Raw genomic sequence first — 23,761 nt, forward strand, 5'->3', positions numbered from 1 at the left:
CGAGGCCAGTAGCAAACGGACAAACTGCAGAGCCGACAAATCCGGCGGGCGCTGCTGCACCCGCCGATGATCAGTCTGGAAAGAAGGGCCCGTTAGCGCACAGGGACGCCGTATTGCAGGCCGCCCTTGTTCCACTGGGCGTTGATGCCACGTGCAATCTTGAGCGGGCTGCTGGCGCCGATATTGCGCTCGAAGATTTCACCGTAATTGCCGACGCCCTTGACGATCTTCACCACCCAGTCATTGTCGAGACCGAGATCGGTACCGATCTTCGTGTCTGCTTCCACACCGAGAAGACGCTTGATGTCCGGATTGTCGGACTTCTTCATCTCTTCGACATTGGCCTGCGTAATGCCGTATTCCTCGGCGTTGAGCAGCGCATTATGGGTCCAGCGAACGACGTCCGCCCACTTGGAATCGCCCTGACGAACGGTCAGACCGAATGGCTCCTTGGAGATGATTTCCGGCAAGATGACGTGATCATCCGGATTGGCAAGCGCCAGACGAACCCCGTAGAGGCTGGACTGGTCGGTCGTATAGGCGTCGCAACGACCGGAATCGTAAGCGGCGTTGGCTTCTTCGATCTTCTCGAAGACAACCGGGTTATATTCCATCTTGTTGGCGCGGAAATAGTCGGCCATGTTCAGCTCGGTCGTCGTACCGGCCTGAACGCAGATGGAAGCGCCGGAAAGCTGCAATGCGGAATTGATGCCCGACAGCTTCTTTGAATTGATCATGAAGCCCTGGCCGTCAAAGTAGTTGATGCCAGCAAAATCAAGGCCAAGCGCAGTGTCGCGGCTGATCGTCCAGGTCGTGTTACGGATCAGGACGTCCACTTCACCCGACTGCAGGGCTGTAAAACGCTCCTTGGCGTTCAGCGGCGTGAACTTCACCTTGGTTGGATCGCCGAAAATCGCAGAAGCCACAGCGCGGCAATAGTCTACGTCAAAGCCGGACCACTCACCCTTGTCGTTGGGCGAAGCAAAGCCAAGCAGACCCGTATTAACGCCGCACTGCAGAAAACCTTTCGCCTTCACATCGGAAAGCGTATCCGCGGATGCTCCCGAAGCTACGCTAAACAGCGCCGCCGCACCCAATACACCCGTCATAAGAGTTTTTTTCATCTGGCCTGCAACCTTTTGTTCCCTGGAGAGCGCTGAACCCTTGGCTCAAGCGTCTCTTGTTGCTTTATTTTTGCATAAACCCGTCGGAAAAGCCGTGTGACCTCCCAAGCCCATGCCCATACAGCAGGCTGCCCCTCGCCCGAGACCGCTTTCCGGTCTTCGATTCTTGTTTTTGAGCGCAGTGACAAACCTGCCGCCTTCACGGGTCTTATCGAAGGCGAAAAATTGCCTTTGGTCAAGGCAATAACGCAGCCCGGCGAGCTGGCCTCCAAAAAAGATGAGGGGGAAATATTTGAAAATTTACACGATTTCCCGATTTCTGGGTAGAAACCTTCTCCAGAGAAGATCATGCCGCAACCAGTTGGAATACGGCATTATAACTCAATTAATTCAATTGGTTAAATTTGACTACCACCCTAGATGGGCAATGCCGAGAGCAACTCCTGATAGAAATCAGACGCGTGGCATCGCGCTTTCACCATCCAAAGAAAAAATAATATTTCGCGTCGCCATATAGCGGGCAACCCACCATGTCGCCACGAATCCGATCGTCAGACCGGCCACGATGTCGGTCGGATAGTGCGCGCCCGCGGCAAGCCTGCTGATCCCGAAGAGAAAACATGCCGGGGCTGTAAGGACGCGCCAGCGCGGCAGGAATATCCAAAGCGAGACCATCATGATGCCAGCCATCATGGAATGGCCTGACGGGAAGCTTTCATAAAGAAACTGGCCTTTGAACGGTGAGAAATAGGCTGCGCCCACGTCATCGAGCAGGAACGGGCGCGCCCGACCGATGGCGAGTTTACCGATTTCAGTCGGGATGCTCCCCACAACAATCGACGTCAGCACCAGCGTTGCCCAGCTATGGAGTTTCACGAACCATGGTCTGGCACTATCACGCAGTTTTGGCGAAAGCAGTATCGCTGTGACGAGCCAGACGACAATGCCGATTGCCAGCCAGACGATAGTGCGAATCGCATCCGTAACCGCACGCAGGAATTCCATGATGAAATTGGTGCTCTGCACCGTGACGCGAACGATGTCAGCATCCCACAGATGCAGCACGAGGATAATGAACGGCAGAAGCACCACAATTGCGGTCATCTCAAGCGTCCATGAGGATGGCGCCCCCTTGTAAGCCGGGCGCAGAAGAGCTCGAAGGAGTTCCAGCGCCGCGCGAAAGGGATATAGAAAAATGCTTCCCGTGCCTGACGCCATCATAATAGAAATACCCTTTCAAAAGCTTCTTACGCAATAAATTGCACGCGAGGTTGCATCCGGAACGCGCGCATCCTATCCAAGTATTCAAAGTTTCCGCCGCAAACGGAATCGCAGATCTTTTTGCCGCAGCCGACCTTGATGCGACCCGGCAGAATCCTCTTGTTCGAGAATCGGTGGGCGAGAATCAGTGGGATAGCATGCAACATGGTCTGGAGGCATTTTCGTGACTAAGCAGCAGGGCAAGACAGAGAAGCTGGGTATAAACACACGGCTGGCTCACGATGGTTATCAGCCGCGCGATTATCATGGCTTCGTCAATCCGCCCGTTGTCCGCGCCTCCACCGTGCTTTTCCCGGATGCAGAGACGATGGCAACCGGTGGCCAGAAATACACTTATGGCACGCGTGGCACACCGACCAGCGATGCGCTTTGCGCTGCCATTGATGCGCTGGAAGGTTCGGCAGGTACGGTCTGCGTCCCGTCCGGTCTTGCCGCTGTTACCGTTCCGCTTCTCGCCTTCCTGTCGCCCGGCGATCACGTGCTGTTTGTCGATTCGATCTACAATCCGACCCGGCATTTTGCCGATACGATCCTGAAGCGCATGGGCGTGGAAGTCGAATATTACGATCCGGAGATCGGTTCCGGCATTGCAAAGCTGATGCGCCCGAACACCAAGGTCGTGTTCACGGAATCACCCGCGTCGAACACGTTTGAAATGCAGGATATTCCGGCCATCGTTGAAGAAGCGCACAAGGGCGGCGCCATCGTCATGATGGACAATACCTGGGCCACCCCGCTTTACTTCAAGGCGCTCGATTTCGGCGTGGACATTACCATCCATGCCTCGACCAAATATCCGTCCGGCCACTCCGATATTCTGTTTGGCACGATTTCGGCCAATGAAAAATGCTGGCCGCAGCTTCTGGAAACGCACGGAACGCTTGGACTGTGCACATCAGCTGACGACACCTACCAGATCCTGCGCGGCATGCGCACGATGGGCGTGCGGCTGGAACATCACCGCAAGAGCGCACTGGACGTCGCCCGTTGGCTTGAAAGCCACCCGGCTGTCGACCGGGTTCTGCATCCGGCACTGGAAAGCCATCCGGGTCATGAAATCTGGAAGCGGGACTTCTCCGGTTCAGCCGGTATTTTCTCCATCGTGCTCGCCAGCGGCGGGCAGAAGGAAGCCCATGCTTTCCTCGATGCGCTTGAGATTTTCGGCCTCGGTTATTCCTGGGGCGGCTATGAAAGCCTCGCAGTTCATGTCCGCCTCGATGACCGCACCGTGGCCAAGGGCGACTATCCGGGCCCGGTGATCCGCCTGCAGATTGGTCTGGAAGACGTGCCGGACCTCATTGCAGACCTCGAAAAGGGGTTTGCGGCGATCTAAGCCGGTTTTGCAGCGGCCATCTTGCGTGACCGCGCGCGGACCGTTTTCTTTGCCGCCTTCAAGGGCTTCGGTTCGATTTCAGAGAGGCCTTCCACGACGGCCTCTATCATGGTGCAGGCGACGAAATCCGCCTGCATTTCTTCCCGCAACGCCTCCCGGTCAACGGATCGTGCTTCGCTCGGATCGTGCCACAGCACCACGCCAATGCGCAGAGAGGGCCGCAGCCGTCGCAGACGACGTACGGCAAACCGGGCGTGACGCGCCGCCTGCTGATCCAGAAAGCAGATTATCAGCGTATCCCTGCCGGAAAGATCCAGCGCCCTGAGATTGGCGGGCTTGAGCGCATCATGCACGACGGCTTCTGCCGACGCGCCCTGCACGGCAAGCACCTGCGCCAGCATGATCGCAGCCGTGTCGTCGAGCCCCTTCCGTCCCCCGAATGTCAGCAGCGACCGGCCTTCGCCGGAAGGAAGTTCCAGATCGGATGCGCTGCCATCGCCATCGGGATTCTCAATCGCGATCTCTTCGTCGTCACCCTCCTCCTCGCTCGCAATCTGTTCCAGATTGGCCACCAGCGTCTTCGTGCTTTCGTCAACGATCTGCAATTGCGGCTCGGTCAGAACACCGCGCAGACGGTCCCGCTCCGCCATCAGGAGCGCCGGGATCGCGACCGAACCGTAAAACTCAACCAGATATTTCCGTTCCAGCATTTCCTCGGCATTATCCGTGGCCTCATCCGGGTCTCCGGCCAGGAGGCGCTGATAGAGACGTTCCTTCGGATCGAGCACGGGCTCATTGCCGAACAGGATTTCCAGAAACTCGAATTGCGGCACATGACGCCCCAGCACCACGAGACAGACCGTCAGAGGCGTCGACAAGACCAGCCCGACCGGGCCCCAGAGCCAAGTCCAGAAAATGGCCGAAACGATGATTGCAAGCGGCGAAAGGCCGGTGCGCGAACCATAGAGCCAAGGTTCGATCACATTGTTTATAAGAAGCTCGATGATGACGAAGAGCCCGATTGTCCAGAGGAGCAGGCTCCAGCCGGGTGCAACGGCAAAGGCAAGGAACAGCGGCAGGATCGCCGCGATAACCGGGCCAATATAGGGAACGAACCGCAAAACGATTGCCAGCATTCCCCATAGAGCTGCATTCGGAATACCCAAAATCCAAAGTCCGAAAGCGAGTGGCACTCCATAGGTAATATTCACCACAAGCTGCGTCAGCAGATATTGTCCAACCCGCTTTCCCGCATCCTGCAACGCTTCGGTCGTGCGGTGAAGATCGCCATAGCCGACCAGCCTTATGAAGCGATCCCGCAGCTCCTCCCGTTCGAGCAGCATGAAAATCACCACAACCACGACGAGACCTGTCGTCGCCAGCGGACCGACGAGCGGTTCGATTATGCTCCGGAGCGTTTCAACCGGATGGCGCGGCGCGAATATCTGGACGAGTAGCGGCTTTTCCTCCGGCTGATCCGAAGGCAGCGCCTGTGTTTTCTGTTCCGGCCTGTTGATTTCCGTGCCTATGCGCTCGGCAAAGCGGTTGAGCCTGTCAAAGAAACTGTTGTCTGAGCTCGCTTCCTTGAGTGTCCTGATCTTCTCGATGATGTTGTACTGATAGATTGAGATATTCTGCCCGACCTCAGAAACCTGAAAGGCAACGACCGCGCTGAAGACTGCGACGATCAGAAAGCCACCGGCCACACTCGTAATCACCGCGAACAGCCGTGGAAGACCAGCCCTACGCAGAAAGGCGACAATCGGCGCAAGCGCAAATGTCAGCAGCACCGCTATGGCAAGAGGCAGAAAAACGTCTTTTGCAAAATAGAGAATGGCAACGGCGACAGCCATTGCCGCCAGGGTCGGCAGACGTGGCGGCGCCGACGTGATCGGACGCACCGCAGAATCCGGATTGTCGATAATCTCCATAAACCCCTCTTTAGCCGTGTTGTGACCTTCGGCTTGTTAGCCGCAATAACTGAACAGGAGGGCGTTCGGTTCCATATTCCACCGGACCAGAGAACAAATTAAATTAGTAAGTACTAATAATAATATTGCTCGGAACATAAGGGTGTCCATTGAAGTAAATATAATATAATTAAAATATCGATCTTATCCAGACTACCGCAAGTACTGGAAATTTTGGGGACGTGCCTTGTCGTTGACGCCAATGAATAGCTTCTTCAACCGCAGTTTATACAAATATCTTCTAATTCTACTCTTGGTGGCATTCTCGTCAGCGTCTTATGCGCAGCAAGCACCCAAGCCGGTACAGGTTGGCGTTTATGTGAGTGAGCCTTTCGTCAACAAGCAGGGCAATGCCTATTCCGGCATGGCTATCGATATATGGCAGGATATTGCCGCACGCATGAACCTTGCTTCGCAATATGTGGAGTATCCGAACTACACCGAACTCGTAAAAGCCGTGTCAGAAGGTAAAGTCGAAGCCGCCGTAACCAATCTGACAATCACGGAACAGCGTGCCGAGATCGTGGATTTCACCCATCCATGGTTCAATGCTGGCTTGCGCATCATGGTGCATACCCAGGCAGGAAGCGGCTGGGACGATCTCATCAGCCGCCTTGATGATGCGGGGCATCTGGCGACCTATGCCTGGATCCTCGGCATTCTCGTTGCGGCCACGGTATTGCTGACGATCTTCGACAGGCGTTTTGATGAAGGCTTTCCGAAACGCTGGCGCGAGGGACTGGCAGAGAGTTTCTATCACGTGGTTTCCATTGCGACGTCTGGCAAAACTTCACGCAAAAACCTGTTCGGTTGGATGGGACGCATCTGGCAGACATTCTGGATGGTATTTGGCATAGCGATAATCGCCTACATGACCTCGTCAATTACGAGTGTCATGACCGTCGCCCATATCGATAACAGCATTGCGAGCCTTTCCGACCTGCAGGGAAAATCCGTCGGCGTTCGTGCAGGCAGTGTCGCTGAACAGTTTCTGAAGTCCCGCTCCATCGCGACAGTGCCTTTCGATCACATGCCCGAAGCGGTAAACGCACTGGTCAGCGATGAAATTGCGGCAATCGTCGGTGACGGGCCGGTTCTGGAATATTACGCCCACCAGCACGCCGACCAGCCTGTCGATCTGGTAGGCACTGTATTCAGCCCGGACAAGTATGGTTTTGCCTTTCCGCGCCATAGTGAACTCGTCAAACCCGCCAGCGTGGCAATCATCAGTGCTCACGAGAGTGAAGAGGTCGCCAAGCTGAAAGCCAAATATTTTGGCCCCGAGAACTGACATTGCAGACATGGAAAAGGCGGCCAATGGCCGCCTTTCTTGTGCAGATTATTTACCGGCCCGCCACGATGGACGAAATGATACCGGTTGCGATGCTGATCAACATATAATCGTTGTTGACCTTGACCCAGTGATAGCCGCGTGGCGGCTTGCGCAGCTTGTAGCCAGAATAGTTGTTCACGACGTGGCCGCGGTAGTTTGGTGGCAGACGGTTGCCCTTCTTCCAGCTCTGGTGACGGCGATTGTCATATTTACGCGCATCATATTTCGGACCGCCTTTGTGCATCTGGCTGTAAGACGGCTTGCCATGTTGCGACGGATAAGGCTGAGCCATCGCAGCAGGAGCAGCGAGAAAGGAAAAGGCAGTAAGAGCAATAACGATCGGCTTCATATCGGCTTCCTTTGTTTATTCGATGTAAGGAAAATGCGCTCGCCAACGTGAACGCCAAGTGAATACTCCCATTAAATAAATTTAATGATTTCATACGATTAGTTTTTATCAAAGCGTACCATGTCCAATCGAAACAGGATCAGAAATCAGTCCAGCGAACTGATTTCCTTGTGTAGGCGCGTCGCACTTTTCGGGATGCGCTCCAGCTTAAAGCCATTATCTTGCGTTTCCCATCCGACTAAAATGCGCTAGGTAGAACCCAAATTCGTACGCGCCTCTCAATGAGGTAAGTGTCAAAGGACTACATCATGATGAACTGGGTTTTCATTCTGCAAGGCGTTATCGCGTTCGGACTGGCTGGGTTGGCGATTGCGGTCATCCTTCGCCATCGTCGCCACTGACGCTGTTTCGATCTGTGATATTTTTCGTCCGGGCCTGCAGGTTCGAACGCAACCGATCATGAAATCAATCGTTTAAGCTTAGTCTGGTATTTCTCAGGAGGAGACAGTGATGCGGAAAGTGGCGCTTGGATTGGTGGCCCTGCTCGCAATAACGGGCTGCACGACCACCGAAAAGGATATCTCCATCGGCACCGGCGCAGGTGCCATCATTGGCGGCATTGCTGGCGGCGGACGTGGCGCGCTGATCGGCGCAGGTGCGGGCGCATTGGGTGGTCTTCTGGTGCGCGAACTGCGCAACGGCAACTGCCAATATCGCGACCGTCATGGCCGCATGTATGTGGCTCGCTGCAGACGATAGTTCCAGCAATCCGCAAAGATCCTCGAAAGCGCCGGTTTTCCGGCGCTTTTGTTATTCGGCACGCACGACCTGTCTGCCCTGATTGGAACCTTCGCTCATCGATGTCGTTTTATAGACAATAGAGACAGTTCAGGGAGAACTCCGATGAAGCTTGCTCTCAAAGCCGCGCTTGTTGCCTTGGGCGTATTTGCGGCGGGCGCAGCGCAGGCGGCGAACGCCATATCCACCACCAACCTCAATATTCGAACAGGCCCCGGCACGCGCTATGCGACGCTGGGTTCCATACCCAGTGGAGCGCCTTTGACCGTGCGTGGCTGTACATCCGGTTATGGCTGGTGTCAGGTCAGCTACGGCCCGACCTATGGCTGGGCATCGTCGCGCTATCTGGCATTTCGCGAGGGAACATCTGGTGGTTACTCCGATGATTTCGGTCGAACAGCTGCGCTCATCGGCATTCCGCTTATCGCTGGCGTCGCCATAGGCTCTGCTCTCAATGACCGGGATGACTATTGGTATCGCGATCGTCGCTACTACCGCGACAGACATTGGGATCGCCGTGGATGGCGTGATCGTCCAGGTTGGCACGGGAATGACCGGCCACGTGTCTATATGAGGCACCGCGTTCCCGACGGTCCACACGGACAATAACGGACATCCGAACAGAAATTGAAACGCCGCGAAGTGCTCGCGGCGTTCTGTCTTTGCTGGAAGCCTCGTACCGCGCCCTATTGTGTTTTCAGGTAAACTTCGTGCCAGAGAGTGACAAGGTCAGCTTCATCGAATTTCAAAAGCAGCATCGCTTCGAATTGATCCGTCGTTTCATCAAGACGCACAACTGTAGCGGTCATTGCCAGAACGGCTGAGTTTCCTTCCGCCACAACGTCTTGCACATCGTAGTCGATGGAATGGATGGTGCTGCGGAAACCATTCAGAAAGGCCAGATAATTGGCATGATTGGCAGGATGGACGCGTCCATTGGCCTTGACGACGAACTGGTCTGCGAATTTCTCCGCTATGATTACCTCGGTAAGTGCTCCGCCTTGAGCCAGATGCTTTCGATTCCAATCCAAAAGGCCCAAGGCCAGTTGTGCCGTGGTTTGCTTGTGCAAGATGGCCTCCATGTCGGTTGCAATAACGCGCTCCTCTGTCAGGCCTTTGCAATATGCTCAAGACCGAGCCTGTGCTTTTGGCCTTCTTGCAGCTTAAATTGGCCCGATATCGATATTCATTGCCTTTGTCGCTTCGTGAAGATCGTCAGTGCCAGGCCGATTAAAACAAGTGTGACACCGGCAGCGAAATACCACCCCATCGTATCGCCAAACATGATCGACGAAGCCATGACCCCGAAGACAGGCTGCAGATACTGAACACTGGCAGCCGTTCTGGCCGGAACCGTCCGCAGGAGATGAAGCCAGAGGAAAAAACCAGCAACGCTCACAATGAAGCCGAGATAGATCGCTGAAACGATTGCAACATAATTGAGCTGAAAATCGACGGTCGAGATTTCCCATCCGGCAAACGGCAAGAGTGCCAGCAAGCCGAACAAAGTGCTCCATGCGACAACTGTGGCTGTCCCGTACTGAACCGTGAGCTGAACGCTCCACACATAATAGAAGGCGATAGCGACTGCCGACAGCAGCAGGAAGCTTGCACCGACGAGACTGTTTTGCGTTCCAACCGCAGACGGATCGCCCTTTTCCAGAGCGACCAGACCGATTCCCACAAAGGCGGCAAACAGTCCGAGCATCTGCACGCCTGAAACGGCCTGCTTCAGGCGAAGGGCTGCAAAAACGACGACAAACAGCGGAATGGTAGCGGAAATAATCGTTCCGACTGATGCCGATGTGCCGGCAACACCCAATGTCTGTGAAACCTGACCAATGCCGATGCCCAGAACACCCAACCCTGCCAGTCTGGGAAAAGCCTTGAGTGGAAGTCTTTGTTTGCCCAGAACGAAGAGCAGCAGAAGCGGAACAGCTATGCCAAACCGCAATGCGGTCAGCGTCAGCGGCGGCATTGTCTGGAGTCCGAGCTTGGTCACCGGAATGGACAAGCCCCACATCACCGCGAGGCCGAGCATGGCGGAAAGGCTTTTGAACGAGGAGGCAACACCCGGTTGCATTGTGGCTTCTGATTGCATCGCTGTTTCAGTCTAGACGAGGAAGGGAACCGTTGCGCCAATGGCAGATGAAGGACCTTTCGCAAATGGCATGGGGCATCCTGACCAGCCTTTCAGCACGCCATGCGTGATCTTTGCGACTCCATTCAGACCGAATACCAAAGGCATGTCGATTGATGTCTTAGGGAATAAGAACCACGTTTTGAGTCGCATTCTCCTGCTTTTCAATGTGCGCAGGCTTCAATTATCGGCTTTCATAATCTGACGACAATCGATTTGTTTTCACTCGATGCGTGATTTATATTCACATATATGTTGCAGCAATTACCGCCTCTACAAACACTCAAAGCTTTTGAAGCCACAGCGCGCAGATTAAGCATGACGCTGGCTGCGGAAGAACTATGCCTCACTCACGGAGCCGTCAGCCGTCAGATCAAAACACTGGAAGACGATCTCGGCATCCGTCTGTTCCACCGGATGACCCGAAAGATCGAGCTGACCGAAGAGGGTTCCTTGTTCTTCAGCGCGGTAACCCGCCTGCTGGCTGAATTATCGAGAGAAGCCGAAACCCTGAGACAGAAATCCGACGACACACAGCTGGTGGTAAGCACGGGCGTATCATTTGCCAGCAAGTGGCTTACCCAGCGGCTTCATCGTCTGGTTGCGCGCTATCCGGAATTCGATATCCAGCTGGAGGTGACCGACGCCGACCTCGACTTCACGCGCGGGAAAGTTGATGCCGCCATACGCTACGGGACCGGGCATTATGCGGGCGCCTCCTCCGAACGGATCATGAATGAGACCGTATCGCCGGTATGCTCGCCCTTGTATCTGGAACGTGTCGCCGTCATATCCTCGCCTCGCGACCTGTTGCAGTGCCAGCTTCTTCACGAAAACGGTTTGAAAGCGAATTGGCAGAACTGGTTCGCTTTGGCGGGAATGCCTGCGATCCAGACACGAGGGCAAGGTTTCAGCCATGGGAGCATGGCCATTGATGCCGCCATCAGGGGAGAAGGCATAGCCCTTGGCCGGAGCGTCCTGATTTCCGAGGACCTCGCAGCGAGCCGCTTGGTTGAGCTCTTCCCGGAATACCAGCTCGACGTCGAGTATGGCTACGATCTCGTATTCGCCCCAAGCAAAGAAGCGCACCCCAAAGTGCAGGCAGTCCGCGCCTGGTTGGCGGATGAAATGCGTTGATACAGCTAGCGCCAGAACAGCAATCTGGCGAAATAATCGATAAGCGTGGGGGGGTGGCGATCCCGACAGGATTCGAACCTGTGACATTCAGCTTAGAAGGCTGACGCTCTATCCAACTGAGCTACGGGACCTCGCCTTTCGAAAAAGATCGAAGATATTTCAATGTGCACAGGGCTTTGCCAGCAAAGCCCTGCCGAATTATCGCATTGCCCGGCCTGAAACAAGTGTCAGGCTAAACAGGCAATCAATGCGTCTCAATGCGTCCAGGGCATCGTCCGGTCGAAGCGGAAATTGTCCGAGTAGGAAACCTTGCGGCGCTTCGGCTCATTCGGTTCCGTAATGCGATAGGCGATGCCATTGCGCTTTGCATAATCGACTGCTTCTTCCTGCGTGGCGAAGAACAGACGAATCTGGCTCTTCATATCACCTGAAGAAGTGTAGCCCATCAAAGGCTCGACCATACGCGGGCTTTCCGGTTCATATTCCAGAAGCCATTGGTCTGTCTTAGCCTGACCGGACTGCATTGCAGTCTTAGCTGGACGGTAAATACGTGCAACCATTTGAAGAACCCTGAACTACTCTCTTGCCCCGCTGGGGGAGCTGAAAATCCACCAAGCCAATAGTTTACACGGGAATGCATGTCAACGCGATAAAGACGCACGCCACAGCCTGTGCCGGGGCGTTCATATATCGACCATTTCAAATCTTGGGGAAGATGGTCGGAGCGGCAGGATTCGAACCTGCGACCCCCTGATCCCAAATCAGGTGCGCTACCAGACTGCGCTACGCTCCGTCGCTTTCAAGCGGTGCGGCTTCACTAGATAATCCAAAGAGATAAAGCAAGAGGCAAATTTGCCAGTTTGTGTTTTTTCCATTCAATAAAAACAGGATGGCGCATTTTTGTGGTCATCATGTTCTGCGGAACCAAATCACGCGCGCGAACGTTCCCACTTCACCATCAACCAGCTGGAGACTGAATGTGAATAGAAACGGGCTTTATCTGATTATTGGCGCGCTGATTGTCGTGGCTGCAGGTCTTGCGGTTTATGTCTATCGCGAAGAGACCAAACCCGCAGGGATTGAGATGAAAATCGGAGAAGGTGGTGTTTCCATTCAGGAAAACTGAAATCGGCAAGACGTTATAAACATATAAACCGATTAAGATTTCAAACGCTTACGCTTTGTGATGCAACGTTTCGGACTTCGCCATGTTATTTGGGGCACCAGATAAAACGGAGGACCGAAATGGGTATCCAGACTGTTTCCGACGAGCTTTATCGTCGTCATGAACGCGAATGGGCAGAGTTGCGCAACGCAGTTGAAGCAAGCGAAGCCAACCAACGGCAGCAGGAGAAGGCTTCAGGCCAGACCTCTTGCGATGACAAGACGTCTGGGCACCAGTAAGTCTTCACCAATCCACCTTGAAACGCCGCGAAAGCGGCGTTTTTTGTTTCCGATTCGTCGTTCCAGCCGTTCGCGCCCGATGCTGCGGTAACCAAATGCGAAGGAACAATTGGTAGCGTCTCCCCATCGCGATTCGAACAGGAGACAGACGATGGCTGCACGGAAACGCACCACCCGCACGCCCAAGCGCTCCACAAAGCGCTCGGCCAGGTCGTCGGGCAAGTCGTCCGGCTCGTCCACTCCCATGCTCGCGCTTGCCGCAATCCTCGGCCTTGGTGCTTTCAGCCTGTGGGCAACCTCGCAGCACAAGAGCCCGCAAGCCGCGATCACAGCCCTGTTCCAGCGCCCCGCTTCCAAGCCGAACACACAGTCATCTGCGAGAACCGAGCCAAAGGCGACCGTCACCAGCAAAGCACCCGAAAGCAAGGCCCCCGAGAACAAGGCGTGGTCGAAGGATTATGGCGCTGCCGTCGGCCCTGTGCCGCGTCCATCGGCGCCCGTTATGGCACCCGCACCGCAAAAGCCGGTACAGCAGGCAGCAATCCAGACCGCCACCCCGCCCCGCCCCACAAATCAGGTTGTCGTGTCCCCACCAGCCGCTGCACTGCGCTCCATGCCGCCGCGTGGCGTCAACACTCCCGCAAGCTCGCCTTCGGTGATTTATGCCAAGGCGCGACTCACCATCCATAAGAATGCGTGGGACAAGTCGCCATCCATCGGCGTCGTGGAAAAAGGCCGTGAGATGCGCTCCTATGGAAAGACCGGACGCTGGCATCGCGTGATCGTCCCGAAGACGAACATGATCGGCTGGGTGCATGAAGATCAGCTTATCGGTGGACGCAACAAGCCTGACAGCGCAAGCCTGATCACCGGCTCGGTTACCAGGAAGACGCAAACTGCAACGGCAGCCGCACCGAAACAGGCTCCAAATCCAGCGCATTCGCGCATGGAGCCGCCCAAAGCTATCGGCCAGAAAAACTAGAGCGGTTCCGGTTAAAACGGAGTCGCTGGAACCGCTCTATCTCTTTGTTTTTACGCATGTCTTTATCCCAAAACCGGTTCCCACTTTTGGGAGACATGCTCTAATCCAGACCACGCGCCATTGCTTCGAGTTGCTGGTCACCGGGCAAATAGTCGAATCCTGCTTCAATCAGCGACGAACTGTCCGCGACCAGATCGCCATAAAGCTGGTCGTAGAGACCGCTTTTGCCCACTGCCGAAAGCAATACCCGCATAAAGACCGGTGGAACGGGTACAAGACGCACAGGCTTTCCCAAGGCAGCACGCAGCTTCGTCACGAGCTCTTTTGTGGAGCGGGGTTGCGGCTCCGCAAGATGAAACACCCGCCCTGCAACTTTTTCTGCAGGCGCAACGCTTAAGAATGTCAGCGCATGTGCGACGTTTTCAAGCGAGACGAAACTGCGCCTGTTGTCCGCCAGACCGAACGGCAGCGGCAACCCGCTATCGCAGAGCTTTATCAAGGCTTTCAGGTTCGCCCGCGCTCCGGGACCATAAACGAGAACCGGGCGTGCAATGACGACCTCGATACCGTTGAGTTCACGCAGATCGGCTTCCGCCTTTGCCTTGGCACGGCCGTAATCATCACGCGGCCTCAGCGGCATGTCTGGCGTCAGCGGCGATGGGTTTCCCGCAATCGTATAGATCGTAGATACAAACACGAAGCGTCTTACACCGGCGGCTTTTGCCTTGGCAGCAAGTTCCACGGCCAGTCGATGATTGACCGCATCGAATGTATCTGCATCCGGTCGTTCCGCGCCGGTGCGGTGAGCAAGTGCTGCACAATGAACAACCGTTTCCACACCTGAAAAATCCGGATCAGACAGTTCATTCCGGGACAGAGGCAGGACATCATGCCCTTCCCCGGTTAGCACTTGAGTGAGTGCGCTTCCGATAAAACCACCCGCTCCGGTGACCGCTATCTTCATCCTCAGCGTTCCGGCTGTTCGCTGCCCGCCAGAACCTGAGCGGCAAGCGTGCGCGTGATACGGCTTTTCTGCTCAAGTGCCGCCCGGTCAAGCTTGTCGACGATCTGGATCGCAGACAGAAGCGAGCGCTCGATCCGGCTCACCAGATAGGCGACGACATGCGGCTCGACGCTTACCTGCCGGTCCGCGAAGAGTTTGTGAATGACGCCGGAAAGCAGCAGATCGTCCGGTTCTGAAATTTCCACGACGGTTGCGGCCTTGAGACGCGAGGCAAGATCAGGGAGCTTGACGTTCCAGTTGGCTGGCCACAGACGGGAGGTCATCAGCAGGGAAGGCCCAAGACCCTGAGCCGCATTCTGCCGGACGCTGTTGATGAGATGGAAAAGTCCGGTTTCATCGAAAGGAGCAGCACCAATATCATCGATCAGCACCGGATATTCGGCAGCGCCGTTTACAGCTTCCTCGGTAATGTTCGTGGGGTCTACCAGAAGCGCACCTGTTCCGGCGCGCCAGATTTCCGCCAGATGCGTCTTGCCTGACCCCGTCGGCCCGGCAAGGATCGTGACAGGCGACAGCCAGTTCGGCCAGCGATCGATAAGATCGACAGCGGCACGGTTGGAGCCCGTGACGATCATGTCTTCCCGATGATAACCGGGCTGATGCTCAAGATTCAACGGAATCTGGCGCGGTGCCTCACGCATCGCGGCCTCCTGCAAATCCCGTTTCAAACCTTGCCCGGTTACGACCCAATCTCATTTCTCTTTGCCTGCATTCTCGCCTGCCTCTATCAGCGGCCCGGCGTCGGGGTTCGGCTGATGGTAGGCAGGATCATACATCGGTGAGTGGAGATAGCTATTCAATGCGAACCGCACAAGCACCCCGACTGCAGCCGCTGCGGGCACTGCCACCAGCATTCCTGTAAATCCGAACAGCGAACCGAAGGCAAAAAGAGCGAACATAAGCCAGACCGGATGAAGCCCCACGGACGAGCCGACGAGCTTCGGCTGGAGGATGTTTCCTTCCACAAACTGACCAAGGAAAAACACACCCGCGACGGCACAGATCATGATCCAATCAGGCCAGAACTGCACCAGCGCCACACCGATGGCAAGCGCCAGGCCGACAAAGGAACCGATATAGGGAATAAAGCTGATGAGACCGGCAAAAAAGCCGATCAACAGGCCGAAATTAAGCCCGGTCAGCGTGAGACCGATGGCGTAATAGGTTCCCAGAATGAGACAGAGCGTTCCCTGCCCGCGAATGAAACCGGCGACGGCAGCATTCATCTCAGCGGCAATGCGGCGCACGGTGTGAAGCTGGCGGCGCGGCACCCATGAATCGATGCTCGAGACCATGCGGTCCCAGTCCAACAGCATATAGAAAGCGACCACCGGCGTGACGACGAAAAGGCCCGCAATATCGATCAGCGATTTCCCCGAATTCCACAGGGATTGAAGCAAGGTCGACATGAACCCGGCGCCCTGCTGGAGCAGAGAACTCAGATTCTGCTGAATGACCGAACTGTCAATACCGATATATTTCTTCAGCCATTGCGAATCTTCGTTTGCCAGAAGCGACTGAAGTTGTGTGATGTAGTCTGGAATTTTAGAAATGAAGTCGGCTAGCTGGGTTGCCAAGATCGGCACAATAATCATCAGGCCGACTACCAGCGCCATCAGGAAGATGAGCAGGATGACGATTGTGGCCGTAAGCCGGGACAAGCCGAAACGTTCCAGCCTGTCTGCGACAGGGTCGAGGAAATAGGCCAGCGCCATGCCCGCAACAAAAGGCAACAGCACTGAACTGAATACGATCAGGAACAGAACGAAGACCGCGACGGTCCCCACCCAGAACATCGCCTGACGGCGCACCGAAGAGCCGGTCAGCGCGCCGACTTCCACATTGACGTGAATGTCGCCATCACGAACTGTCGCTTCCGACTGACGGATCGTTCGGCTGGCGCTCGTGCGCGTGGGTGTCGGTTTCTTGACCATGTGCATCTATTTCCAGGAAACGTATTGGATAGAGCCAGTCCTGATAGCAGAATGGCGTTACGGATATCTTAGTGCGAACGGGAACAAGTTAGAACGGTTACTGAGGATTGCAATGTCTGTGCGAAAAGCCTGACGAAACACAACCTTCTATCGAGTTATGGACAGTGCTTTACGATTTCAGGCAGAATCCTGCACTGTTTCGCTCTTTTCGAGCTTTGTGGCCTTGCAGGCAGCGCCGTCTCGTGCCATTGCGCGCACATTCTCTGTTTATCGCATTTTTCTTGAGCAAAACCGTTACACGCTTTTGCCGAAAATGCATTAAACAGCTGCGTGGATAAGCACCCAATTTCAGGAGCAGGCCATGACCATGGAAAATAAGCCCGCCGATAAGCCTGTTGGCCAGAACGGCCTGACCTATGCGCAGGCTGGTGTCGACATCGATGCTGGTAATCTGATGGTCGAGAAGATCAAGCCGCTCGTGCGCTCCACGCGCCGCCCCGGTGCGGATGGCGAGATTGGCGGCTTTGGCGGGCTGTTCGACCTCAAGGCTGCTGGCTTCAAGGATCCGGTACTCGTTGCCGCCAATGACGGTGTCGGCACCAAGCTGAAGATCGCCATCGATGCCGACAAGCACGACACGGTGGGCATTGATCTTGTTGCCATGTGCGTCAACGATCTCGTCGTTCAGGGTGCTGAACCGCTTTTCTTCCTCGACTATTTTGCGACGGGCAAGCTTTCGCCGGATCAGGGTGTCGATATCGTTGCGGGTATCGCAGAAGGATGCCGACAAGCCGGTAGCGCACTGATCGGCGGTGAAACCGCTGAAATGCCCGGCATGTATCGCGACGGCGATTATGATCTTGCCGGTTTCGCGGTTGGTGCGGCTGAACGCGACCGTCTGCTGCCGCGTGGCGACATTGCCGAAGGTGATGTCATACTCGGCCTTGCTTCGTCCGGTGTGCATTCCAACGGATTTTCTCTGGTGCGCCGCATCGTCGAACTCTCCGGCCTTGGCTGGAAGTCCGATGCCCCGTTCCAGCCGGGCGCGACGCTCGGCGAAGCGCTGCTGACCCCGACACGCATTTATGTGAAGCCTCTTCTTGCCGCGATCCGCGCTTCGGACGGCATCAAGGCGCTGGCCCACATCACCGGCGGCGGTTTTCCCGACAATATTCCGCGCGTCCTGCCGGAAGGTCTCGCTGCCGAAATCGATCTTGAGTCGATTTCCGTTCCGGCGGTCTTCTCCTGGCTTGCCAAGACGGGCGGCGTCGAGCCGAACGAAATGCTGCGCACATTCAATTGCGGCATCGGCATGATTGCCGTCGTGAAGCCTGAAAAGGTCGAGGAAGTCGTGGCTGCCCTTGCCGCTGAAGGCGAAAAGGTTGTCACGCTCGGCCAGATGGTGAAGCGTGACAAGGACGGCGTCGTCTATAAGGGTACGCTTTCCCTATGAGCCGCAAGCGGGTCGTCATCTTCATTTCGGGCGGCGGCTCCAATATGGAGGCGTTGATCCGCGCTGCGCAAGCCGCCGATTTTCCGGCGGAAGTGGTGGCGGTCTTTTCCGACAAGGAAGAAGCTGGCGGCCTTGCCAAGGCAAAGGCTGCCGGTATCGCCACACAGGTTTTCAAGCGCAAGGACTTTGCCTCGAAGGATGAGCATGAAGATGCCATTCTGGACGCGCTCGCCGCGTTGAAACCGGATATGATCTGCCTTGCCGGCTATATGCGCCTCTTGTCGGGCCGCTTTATTGTTCCCTATGAAGGCCGCATCCTCAATATTCATCCCTCCCTGCTCCCGCTTTTCCCTGGGCTACACACCCATCAGCGGGCATTGGATGCAGGCATGAAAGTCGCAGGCTGCACCGTTCATCTGGTCACGGAAGGAATGGATGAAGGTCCGATTCTCGCACAAGCGGCAGTTCCGGTGCTCGCTGGTGACGATGCCGAAGCGCTCGCAGCCCGCGTTCTCAAAGCCGAACATCAACTTTATGCGCTGGCCCTACGTAAATTTGCCGATGAGCAAAACGGCCAGCCGGATATGGCCGATGCGATGGTTTTGAGCGCCTGATGGCGCTCTTTCCATGTTCAACCGCGGCAAATTAATCACAGACGAAGTTTTTTGTTAATAAAACTTTAATTTCCCGCAAAAAGCTCTAATTCCCCTTCGTAACGGAACTTGCTTCGGCAAATCTCGTTAAGGGACGTGTAAGCGTCTCTTTCAATGTGTGTTTTAGAAGAGGACAAGGACATGTCTCTCCGTTTTTCGACTTCCTTCCTTTCGGCAATGGCCGTCATTTCAGGCATTGCGGTCACGGCTCCAGCCATTGCTGCCGACTACGTAGCTCCTCCCGCTTCGGGTCGCACCCAGCCGCGCTCGGAAGTCGGCACGCTGTCCTGCGATATCTCCCCTGCCATCGGCGTCATCATCGGCAGCCAGCAGGATGTGGACTGCGTATTCAGCCCAGCCCGTGGACGTGGTCCAGCTGAACGTTATACAGGGACGATTACCAAGCTCGGCATCGATGTCGGCTTCATCAATGGCGGTCGTGTCGCCTGGGCCGTCTGGGCTCCCACCGTTCGTCCCGAGGGCGCTCTTCAGGGCCGTTATGTCGGCGCATCTGCCAATGCAGCGATCGGCGTCGGCTTCGGCACCAACATCCTGACCGGCGGTTCGTGGAAGACGATTTCGCTTCAGCCGATCTCGCTTCAGGGCCAGCGCGGCCTGAATGCAGCTGTGGGTGTTTCCAAGCTGAAACTGCGTTACGCTGGCTAACGAGCAGCGCGAATAAACAACAACGCCGGGGCGCATATATAGTTTATATATGCGCCCCGGCGTTGTTGGATAAATATTTATGAGTTTATTTTTCGAATCCAGATCTTGGTATCATGCACCGCCAGCCCGCCATAGGGTGCGGCAGGTTCAGCGCCGATCAATATATTGATCCCCTCGCCGCGCTCGAATGTCGAGTTCGGGAAAATGCCCTCCGACACCACAACACCACGCTTTTGCCCGGCACGCAGCACGGCATGAAGCACCAGCTCGCCGCGATGATTGCCTATCTCGATCCGCTCGCCATTCTCGATGCCAAGCTCAGCCGCATCGTCGGGATGGATAAGCAGTTCAGGCCGGATTTCCTTGGCAAGCGACGTGGGCGTCTCGGCAAAGGTCGAATTCAGGAAATTATGCGCCGGTGAGGTCGTCATCCGGAATGGATGCTCGGCATCCGCCGTTTCGATCACTTCCCAATGGTCCGGAAATTCCGGTATCGACTGGAAGGGGCCCTGCAGCCCCATGACTTCCGGCGGCTTGTTCGGCGACGGGCTTCCGGTCCAGTCAGGACGAAAGCGGAATTTGCCATCCGGCCATTTGAAGCCATTGATATAATGCGCTTCTTCGAAGGGTGGCTGCAGATCGACAAAGCGCTTTTCCTTCAATTCGTCGAATTGCGGCAGGTCGCTATTGGCGTTCATATTGTCGATCAGCGTGCGTTCATCCAAATCGAAGCCCGGCAGATCGCCAACGCCGAGGCGCTTTGCCAGTTCGTTGATAACGAAGATATTCGGACGCGCATCGGCGAGAGGCTCGATCAGCTTCGGCCCCAGAACCACATGCTGCTGCCCACCGCCGCGATAGATATCGTCATGCTCAAGGAATGTCGTCGCAGGCAGGACGACATCGGCCATCTTCGCCGTATCGGTCATGAACTGTTCGTGCACTGCAACGAAAAGATCCTCGCGCGCGAAACCTTTGCGAACCAGCCTCTGTTCCGGTGTCACATTCATCGGGTTGGTGTTCTGGATCAGCATCGCCATGACGGGTGGGCCGCCATAAAGAGCCTCACTGTCACCGGTGAGAATACGACCGATCTTCGACTGATCGAGAAAACGAAGACCTACATCCTGCATGGCGCGACCTTCGATCTCGCGCTTGTCCATCTTGAAGATGCCGGAGTTCGAGTGGAATGCACCACCGCCTTCATAAAGGAAAGCGCCTGTCACACAGGCAATCGAAGAAGCTGCGTGCATGTTCACCGCGCCGTTGCGCTGGCGGGTGAAACCATAGCCGAGACGGAAATAGGTGCGCTTGGTCTTGCCGACGAGATGGGCGAATGCCTCGATCTCTTCGACGGACAGGCCGGTAATAGCGGCTGCCCATTCCGGTGTGCGGGTCTGAAGATGCGCTTCCAGTCCTTTCGGATCATCGGTGTAGCGCTCCAGATAATCCCAGTCTGCAAGGCCATCACGGAACAGCACATGCATGACCGCGCAGGCAAAGGCGCCATCCGTACCCGGTTTCAGCACAATGCCCATATCCGCCTGCCGGACGGTCGCATTGGCGTAAACATCGATGACGACGATCTTTGCGCCGCGTTCCTTTCGCGCCCGAACCGCGTGGGTCATCACATTGACCTGCGTGGCGGCGGCATTGGTGCCCCAGATCACCACCACATCTGCCTTTGCCATTTCACGCGGATCGGGACCGGTCAGGCTTCCTGTTCCCGCAAAATAGCCAGTCCAGGCCATATTGGTGCAGAAACTATCAAACTGATTGGAATAGCGCTTGGCAAAGCGCAGGCGATTGATCGAGTCGCGCTGTACCAGCCCCATGGTGCCCGCATAGTAATAGGGCCAGACGCTCTCGCTGCCATAATCGCGCTCGGCTTTCAGGAACCGTTCGGCAATGAGATCAAGTGCGGCTTCCCATGAAGCTTCCTTCCATTGCCCCTCACCTTTCGCACCGGCACGGACCAGCGGATGCTTGAGGCGGTCAGGATGATGAACCCGCTCGGCATAGCGCGCCACCTTGGCGCAGATGACGCCAGCCGTGTAGCTATTGTCCTTTGCGCCGCGCACGCGCCCAATCGTGCGCTCATCGAGAATTTCGACATCGAGTGCGCAAGTTGACGGGCAGTCGTGCGGGCAAGCCGAATGACCTGTTTTGATGTTCGAGATGGGAGCGTGCTGGTTCATGTTACTTTATTATCTCAAGCCACTTCGCGCAGAAACGAATTTCTGCCGGAAGATTGTCACTGTGACGAAATAAATTTTCACGACAGGCGGAGCGAAATCGCACCAAGAACAATAAGACCGGCAGCGATGAAACGCGGCAAGCCAACCTTTTCCTTCAACACCACAGCCGAGATGAGTACGCCGAAGAGGATAGCCGTTTCGCGAAGCGCCGCCACAACGGCAATCGGAGCCATGGTCATCGCCCAAAGTGCCAATCCGTAAGAACCGAGGGTTCCGACACCGCCAATCATGGCCGGTCGCCAGTGATTGCGCAGATATTGGATAAACCTGTTCGGTTCACGATAAAGAGCCCAACCTGCCAGCGGCATGGCGTTCATCAGGAATAGCCACAGCGTATAGGAAATCGGTGCGCCCGAGACACGAACACCGAGGCCATCAATGATCGTATAGCTTGCGATGAAGCCCGCATTCGCGAGCGCAAGCAACGCCGTGCGACTTGAGGCGCCACGATTTCTGCGGCGGGCATCCAGCGCCATCGCAAGAACACCGGAACAGATCAGCACGATCCCAAGCCAGCTTTGCCAGCCCATAACCTCGCCGACCAAGGGGGCGCTCACCAACGCCACCAGCAAGGGCGGCGTGCCGCGCATAATCGGATAGGCTTCGCTCATGTCTCCCGATTTATAAGCCGCGGCCACGAGCGACATGTAGAATACCTGTGTGACGGTTGAAGCAACTATGTAGCCCCAGCTTGCCGGGTTCGGCAGTGGCAAGAATGGCAGGATAAAAAGAGCAATCAAACCGGCTGCACCGGTTACACTGGCTGCGCCGAAGAACTTGTCTCCGCTTCCCTTTACAATTGCGTTCCAGCTCGCGTGGAGAAACGCGCCAAAGAGGACGATCAGAAGGACGCCACCAGACATTTCGGGACTCGACTCAAAGCTACGGAGCGGATGATGAAAGTTGTATGTCACATTTGTGACAGGAGAGATATTGCAGGAACGACGCAGACCGGGGTCTTTTTGGATATCACTGCCTCTTGCCGAAAACTGGCCGACATGAAACAAGCGCAACCATGAATTATCGTCACGCCTATCACGCCGGAAATTTTGCGGATGTCGTCAAGCACGTCATCCTGACGCGCCTCGTCGAGTATCTGAAACGCAAGGATCAAGCCTTTCGCGTCATCGACACCCATGCAGGCATTGGCCTCTACGACCTGAAGGGTATCGAAGCAGGCAAAACCGGCGAGTGGACGGGCGGTATCGACCGCATCATGGACGCGGTGAAGAAAGGGCAGATCGAGCAGCCCGCGCTTGAACTTCTGGAGCCCTATCTCGCCGCTGTCCGTGCGGTCAACAACGGTGAAAAGCTTCGCCATTATCCGGGTTCGCCGCTTGTCGTCCGGCATTTGCTGCGCAAGCAGGATCGCCTGTCCGCACTGGAACTGCATCCGCAGGACTCCACCAAGCTGGCGAAACTTTTTGACGGTGATTATCAGGTCCGCGTGACGGAGCTCGACGGCTGGCTTGCGCTGGGCGCCCACCTTCCGCCCAAAGAAAAACGCGGCATGGTTCTGGTCGACCCGCCTTTTGAAAAGGATGGCGAATTCGATCGTCTGGTCGACGGTCTGGCCAAGGCCTACAAGCGCTTCGGCGGCGGCATCTATGCACTGTGGTATCCGGTGAAAGATCGCAAGGACACAGAACAGTTCACCCGGCAGCTGCGGGAAACCGGCATTCCAAAGATCATGCAGATTGAGCTTGCGATTCGTGCACCGTCCGCTGAACCACGCCTGGATGGCACCGGCATGATTGTCGTTAATCCGCCCTATACACTCGAAAGTGAGATGCAAACCCTGCTTCCCTGCCTTACCAAGCTTCTAGCCGAGGAAAAAGGGAGCAATTTCAGCATCAAGTGGGTGCGCAGCGAGACGGATCGCACTTGACCCGCGCGAATTGCTGACAGAAACTGCGCCTCAA

Annotated in this window: 25 protein-coding genes and 2 tRNA genes; 13 read left to right on the plus strand and 14 right to left on the minus strand. The window is 55.8% G+C overall.

Going from position 1 to position 23,761, the window contains the following annotated elements; translation table 11 throughout:
- Window positions 1-92: 92 nt before the first annotated feature.
- Window positions 93-1,124 (minus strand): amino acid ABC transporter substrate-binding protein, encoded by a 1,032-nt coding sequence (locus OANT_RS13265; protein WP_010661062.1) that lies wholly within the window; start codon window positions 1,122-1,124, stop codon window positions 93-95.
- Window positions 1,125-1,220: 96 nt separating this feature from the next.
- Between OANT_RS13265 and OANT_RS13270 the strand changes: the two genes are divergently transcribed.
- Entirely contained in the window at window positions 1,221-1,451 is a 231-nt protein-coding gene (locus OANT_RS13270) for a hypothetical protein (RefSeq protein ID WP_010661061.1), read from the plus strand.
- Window positions 1,452-1,577: 126 nt separating this feature from the next.
- Here OANT_RS13270 and lpxE read toward each other — a convergent pair whose 3' ends face one another.
- Window positions 1,578-2,345, minus strand: coding sequence for a lipid A 1-phosphatase LpxE (gene lpxE, locus OANT_RS13275; protein WP_012092360.1), 768 nt, complete (start codon window positions 2,343-2,345; stop codon window positions 1,578-1,580).
- Window positions 2,346-2,568: 223 nt separating this feature from the next.
- On the opposite strand from lpxE, the gene OANT_RS13280 reads away from it, so the two are divergent.
- Window positions 2,569-3,738, plus strand: a complete 1,170-nt coding sequence (locus OANT_RS13280; protein ID WP_012092361.1) for a cystathionine beta-lyase — start codon at window positions 2,569-2,571, stop codon at window positions 3,736-3,738.
- Here the strand turns inward: OANT_RS13280 and OANT_RS13285 are convergent.
- The gene (locus tag OANT_RS13285) at window positions 3,735-5,669 is read right to left on the minus strand and encodes an AI-2E family transporter (protein WP_012092362.1); all 1,935 of its coding nucleotides are present in this window, start codon (window positions 5,667-5,669) and stop codon (window positions 3,735-3,737) included. The two genes, OANT_RS13280 and OANT_RS13285, sit on opposite strands and share 4 nt — an antisense overlap.
- Before the next feature lie 226 nt (window positions 5,670-5,895).
- On the opposite strand from OANT_RS13285, the gene OANT_RS13290 reads away from it, so the two are divergent.
- Window positions 5,896-6,999 carry a transporter substrate-binding domain-containing protein gene (locus OANT_RS13290; protein WP_012092363.1) on the plus strand — a complete coding sequence of 368 codons (1,104 nt, stop codon included), beginning with the start codon at window positions 5,896-5,898 and terminating at the stop codon, window positions 6,997-6,999.
- Between the two features lie 52 nt (window positions 7,000-7,051).
- Here OANT_RS13290 and OANT_RS13295 read toward each other — a convergent pair whose 3' ends face one another.
- A complete protein-coding gene (locus tag OANT_RS13295) occupies window positions 7,052-7,390 on the minus strand; it encodes an RcnB family protein (RefSeq protein WP_012092364.1) in 339 nt (112 codons plus the stop codon).
- Between the two features lie 510 nt (window positions 7,391-7,900).
- On the opposite strand from OANT_RS13295, the gene OANT_RS13300 reads away from it, so the two are divergent.
- Both OANT_RS13300 and OANT_RS13305 read left to right on the plus strand, forming a co-directional pair.
- The gene (locus tag OANT_RS13300; RefSeq protein WP_012092366.1) at window positions 7,901-8,149 is read left to right on the plus strand and encodes a YMGG-like glycine zipper-containing protein; all 249 of its coding nucleotides are present in this window, start codon (window positions 7,901-7,903) and stop codon (window positions 8,147-8,149) included.
- A gap of 144 nt (window positions 8,150-8,293) precedes the next feature.
- Window positions 8,294-8,797, plus strand: coding sequence for an SH3 domain-containing protein (locus OANT_RS13305; RefSeq protein ID WP_012092367.1), 504 nt, complete (start codon window positions 8,294-8,296; stop codon window positions 8,795-8,797).
- 77 nt (window positions 8,798-8,874) lie between these two features.
- On the opposite strand, the gene OANT_RS13310 is transcribed toward OANT_RS13305, so the two are convergent.
- On the minus strand, window positions 8,875-9,258 hold the full coding sequence (locus OANT_RS13310; protein ID WP_235823003.1) for a nuclear transport factor 2 family protein: 384 nt from the start codon (window positions 9,256-9,258) through the stop codon (window positions 8,875-8,877).
- Window positions 9,259-9,374: 116 nt separating this feature from the next.
- On the minus strand, window positions 9,375-10,271 hold the full coding sequence (locus OANT_RS13315) for a DMT family transporter (RefSeq protein WP_235824323.1): 897 nt from the start codon (window positions 10,269-10,271) through the stop codon (window positions 9,375-9,377).
- Between the two features lie 309 nt (window positions 10,272-10,580).
- On the opposite strand from OANT_RS13315, the gene gcvA reads away from it, so the two are divergent.
- Window positions 10,581-11,465 (plus strand): transcriptional regulator GcvA, encoded by an 885-nt coding sequence (gene gcvA, locus OANT_RS13325; protein ID WP_012092370.1) that lies wholly within the window; start codon window positions 10,581-10,583, stop codon window positions 11,463-11,465.
- Window positions 11,466-11,519: 54 nt separating this feature from the next.
- Here the strand turns inward: gcvA and OANT_RS13330 are convergent.
- The 3 genes from OANT_RS13330 to OANT_RS13340 form a co-directional block, all read right to left on the minus strand.
- Window positions 11,520-11,596 (minus strand) — tRNA-Arg (locus OANT_RS13330).
- A gap of 123 nt (window positions 11,597-11,719) precedes the next feature.
- Complete coding sequence (locus tag OANT_RS13335; RefSeq protein WP_010661699.1) at window positions 11,720-12,025, minus strand: ETC complex I subunit; 306 nt, start codon at window positions 12,023-12,025, stop codon at window positions 11,720-11,722.
- 156 nt (window positions 12,026-12,181) lie between these two features.
- Window positions 12,182-12,258, minus strand: a tRNA-Pro gene (locus OANT_RS13340).
- Window positions 12,259-12,444: 186 nt separating this feature from the next.
- On the opposite strand from OANT_RS13340, the gene OANT_RS26900 reads away from it, so the two are divergent.
- The 3 genes from OANT_RS26900 to OANT_RS13350 all read left to right on the plus strand — a co-directional run bounded on the left by OANT_RS26900 (window position 12,445) and on the right by OANT_RS13350 (window position 13,851).
- Window positions 12,445-12,591: a hypothetical protein gene (locus tag OANT_RS26900; RefSeq protein ID WP_010661698.1), complete on the plus strand. Its 147-nt coding sequence runs from the start codon at window positions 12,445-12,447 to the stop codon at window positions 12,589-12,591.
- A gap of 119 nt (window positions 12,592-12,710) precedes the next feature.
- Window positions 12,711-12,869 carry a hypothetical protein gene (locus OANT_RS26905; RefSeq protein ID WP_010661697.1) on the plus strand — a complete coding sequence of 53 codons (159 nt, stop codon included), beginning with the start codon at window positions 12,711-12,713 and terminating at the stop codon, window positions 12,867-12,869.
- Window positions 12,870-13,020: 151 nt separating this feature from the next.
- Window positions 13,021-13,851 (plus strand): hypothetical protein, encoded by an 831-nt coding sequence (locus OANT_RS13350; RefSeq protein ID WP_012092372.1) that lies wholly within the window; start codon window positions 13,021-13,023, stop codon window positions 13,849-13,851.
- Between the two features lie 100 nt (window positions 13,852-13,951).
- Here the strand turns inward: OANT_RS13350 and OANT_RS13355 are convergent, their stop codons facing one another.
- From OANT_RS13355 to OANT_RS13365, 3 genes are read right to left on the minus strand one after another with little or no spacing between them, the layout of a single operon-like run.
- Window positions 13,952-14,815, minus strand: coding sequence for an NAD-dependent epimerase/dehydratase family protein (locus OANT_RS13355; protein WP_012092373.1), 864 nt, complete (start codon window positions 14,813-14,815; stop codon window positions 13,952-13,954).
- A 2-nt stretch (window positions 14,816-14,817) separates the two neighbouring features.
- Window positions 14,818-15,516: a DnaA regulatory inactivator HdaA gene (gene hdaA / locus OANT_RS13360; protein WP_012092374.1), complete on the minus strand. Its 699-nt coding sequence runs from the start codon at window positions 15,514-15,516 to the stop codon at window positions 14,818-14,820.
- Window positions 15,517-15,567: 51 nt separating this feature from the next.
- Window positions 15,568-16,809 carry an AI-2E family transporter gene (locus OANT_RS13365; RefSeq protein WP_172488791.1) on the minus strand — a complete coding sequence of 414 codons (1,242 nt, stop codon included), beginning with the start codon at window positions 16,807-16,809 and terminating at the stop codon, window positions 15,568-15,570.
- A 361-nt stretch (window positions 16,810-17,170) separates the two neighbouring features.
- On the opposite strand from OANT_RS13365, the gene purM reads away from it, so the two are divergent.
- From purM to OANT_RS13380, 3 genes are all read left to right on the plus strand, one after another.
- The gene (purM, locus tag OANT_RS13370; protein ID WP_012092376.1) at window positions 17,171-18,262 is read left to right on the plus strand and encodes a phosphoribosylformylglycinamidine cyclo-ligase; all 1,092 of its coding nucleotides are present in this window, start codon (window positions 17,171-17,173) and stop codon (window positions 18,260-18,262) included.
- Entirely contained in the window at window positions 18,259-18,876 is a 618-nt protein-coding gene (purN, locus tag OANT_RS13375) for a phosphoribosylglycinamide formyltransferase (protein ID WP_012092377.1), read from the plus strand. Before purM ends, purN begins: the two co-directional genes overlap by 4 nt.
- Window positions 18,877-19,056: 180 nt before the next feature.
- The gene (locus tag OANT_RS13380) at window positions 19,057-19,581 is read left to right on the plus strand and encodes a DUF992 domain-containing protein (RefSeq protein ID WP_010661690.1); all 525 of its coding nucleotides are present in this window, start codon (window positions 19,057-19,059) and stop codon (window positions 19,579-19,581) included.
- A 77-nt stretch (window positions 19,582-19,658) separates the two neighbouring features.
- Here OANT_RS13380 and OANT_RS13385 read toward each other — a convergent pair whose 3' ends face one another.
- Window positions 19,659-21,779 carry a molybdopterin oxidoreductase family protein gene (locus tag OANT_RS13385; protein ID WP_012092378.1) on the minus strand — a complete coding sequence of 707 codons (2,121 nt, stop codon included), beginning with the start codon at window positions 21,777-21,779 and terminating at the stop codon, window positions 19,659-19,661.
- A 77-nt stretch (window positions 21,780-21,856) separates the two neighbouring features.
- Window positions 21,857-22,702, minus strand: coding sequence for a DMT family transporter (locus OANT_RS13390; RefSeq protein WP_010661688.1), 846 nt, complete (start codon window positions 22,700-22,702; stop codon window positions 21,857-21,859).
- A gap of 152 nt (window positions 22,703-22,854) precedes the next feature.
- Here OANT_RS13390 and OANT_RS13395 point away from each other — a divergent pair, with 152 nt between their 5' ends.
- Entirely contained in the window at window positions 22,855-23,727 is an 873-nt protein-coding gene (locus tag OANT_RS13395) for a 23S rRNA (adenine(2030)-N(6))-methyltransferase RlmJ (RefSeq protein ID WP_012092379.1), read from the plus strand.
- Window positions 23,728-23,761 lie beyond the last annotated feature (34 nt).

Origin of the sequence: Brucella anthropi ATCC 49188 (assembly GCF_000017405.1) — a bacterium.
Classification (GTDB): Bacteria; Pseudomonadota; Alphaproteobacteria; order Rhizobiales; family Rhizobiaceae; genus Brucella; species Brucella anthropi.

Excerpts from the sequence above, each read along its gene's own strand:
- OANT_RS13265 (WP_010661062.1), bottom strand. The coding sequence starts at position 1,124 with ATGAAAAAAACTCTTATGACGGGTGTATTGGGTGCGGCGGCGCTGTTT.
- lpxE (WP_012092360.1), bottom strand. The coding sequence starts at position 2,345 with ATGATGGCGTCAGGCACGGGAAGCATTTTTCTATATCCCTTTCGCGCG.
- OANT_RS13285 (WP_012092362.1), bottom strand. The coding sequence starts at position 5,669 with ATGGAGATTATCGACAATCCGGATTCTGCGGTGCGTCCGATCACGTCG.
- OANT_RS13295 (WP_012092364.1), bottom strand. The coding sequence starts at position 7,390 with ATGAAGCCGATCGTTATTGCTCTTACTGCCTTTTCCTTTCTCGCTGCT.
- OANT_RS13300 (WP_012092366.1), top strand. The coding sequence starts at position 7,901 with ATGCGGAAAGTGGCGCTTGGATTGGTGGCCCTGCTCGCAATAACGGGC.
- OANT_RS13305 (WP_012092367.1), top strand. The coding sequence starts at position 8,294 with ATGAAGCTTGCTCTCAAAGCCGCGCTTGTTGCCTTGGGCGTATTTGCG.
- OANT_RS13315 (WP_235824323.1), bottom strand. The coding sequence starts at position 10,271 with ATGCAACCGGGTGTTGCCTCCTCGTTCAAAAGCCTTTCCGCCATGCTC.
- gcvA (WP_012092370.1), top strand. The coding sequence starts at position 10,581 with ATGTTGCAGCAATTACCGCCTCTACAAACACTCAAAGCTTTTGAAGCC.
- OANT_RS13335 (WP_010661699.1), bottom strand. The coding sequence starts at position 12,025 with ATGGTTGCACGTATTTACCGTCCAGCTAAGACTGCAATGCAGTCCGGT.
- OANT_RS26905 (WP_010661697.1), top strand. The coding sequence starts at position 12,711 with ATGGGTATCCAGACTGTTTCCGACGAGCTTTATCGTCGTCATGAACGC.
- OANT_RS13350 (WP_012092372.1), top strand. The coding sequence starts at position 13,021 with ATGGCTGCACGGAAACGCACCACCCGCACGCCCAAGCGCTCCACAAAG.
- OANT_RS13355 (WP_012092373.1), bottom strand. The coding sequence starts at position 14,815 with ATGAAGATAGCGGTCACCGGAGCGGGTGGTTTTATCGGAAGCGCACTC.
- hdaA (WP_012092374.1), bottom strand. The coding sequence starts at position 15,516 with ATGCGTGAGGCACCGCGCCAGATTCCGTTGAATCTTGAGCATCAGCCC.
- OANT_RS13365 (WP_172488791.1), bottom strand. The coding sequence starts at position 16,809 with ATGGTCAAGAAACCGACACCCACGCGCACGAGCGCCAGCCGAACGATC.
- purM (WP_012092376.1), top strand. The coding sequence starts at position 17,171 with ATGACCATGGAAAATAAGCCCGCCGATAAGCCTGTTGGCCAGAACGGC.
- purN (WP_012092377.1), top strand. The coding sequence starts at position 18,259 with ATGAGCCGCAAGCGGGTCGTCATCTTCATTTCGGGCGGCGGCTCCAAT.
- OANT_RS13380 (WP_010661690.1), top strand. The coding sequence starts at position 19,057 with ATGTCTCTCCGTTTTTCGACTTCCTTCCTTTCGGCAATGGCCGTCATT.
- OANT_RS13385 (WP_012092378.1), bottom strand. The coding sequence starts at position 21,779 with ATGAACCAGCACGCTCCCATCTCGAACATCAAAACAGGTCATTCGGCT.
- OANT_RS13390 (WP_010661688.1), bottom strand. The coding sequence starts at position 22,702 with ATGTCTGGTGGCGTCCTTCTGATCGTCCTCTTTGGCGCGTTTCTCCAC.
- OANT_RS13395 (WP_012092379.1), top strand. The coding sequence starts at position 22,855 with ATGAATTATCGTCACGCCTATCACGCCGGAAATTTTGCGGATGTCGTC.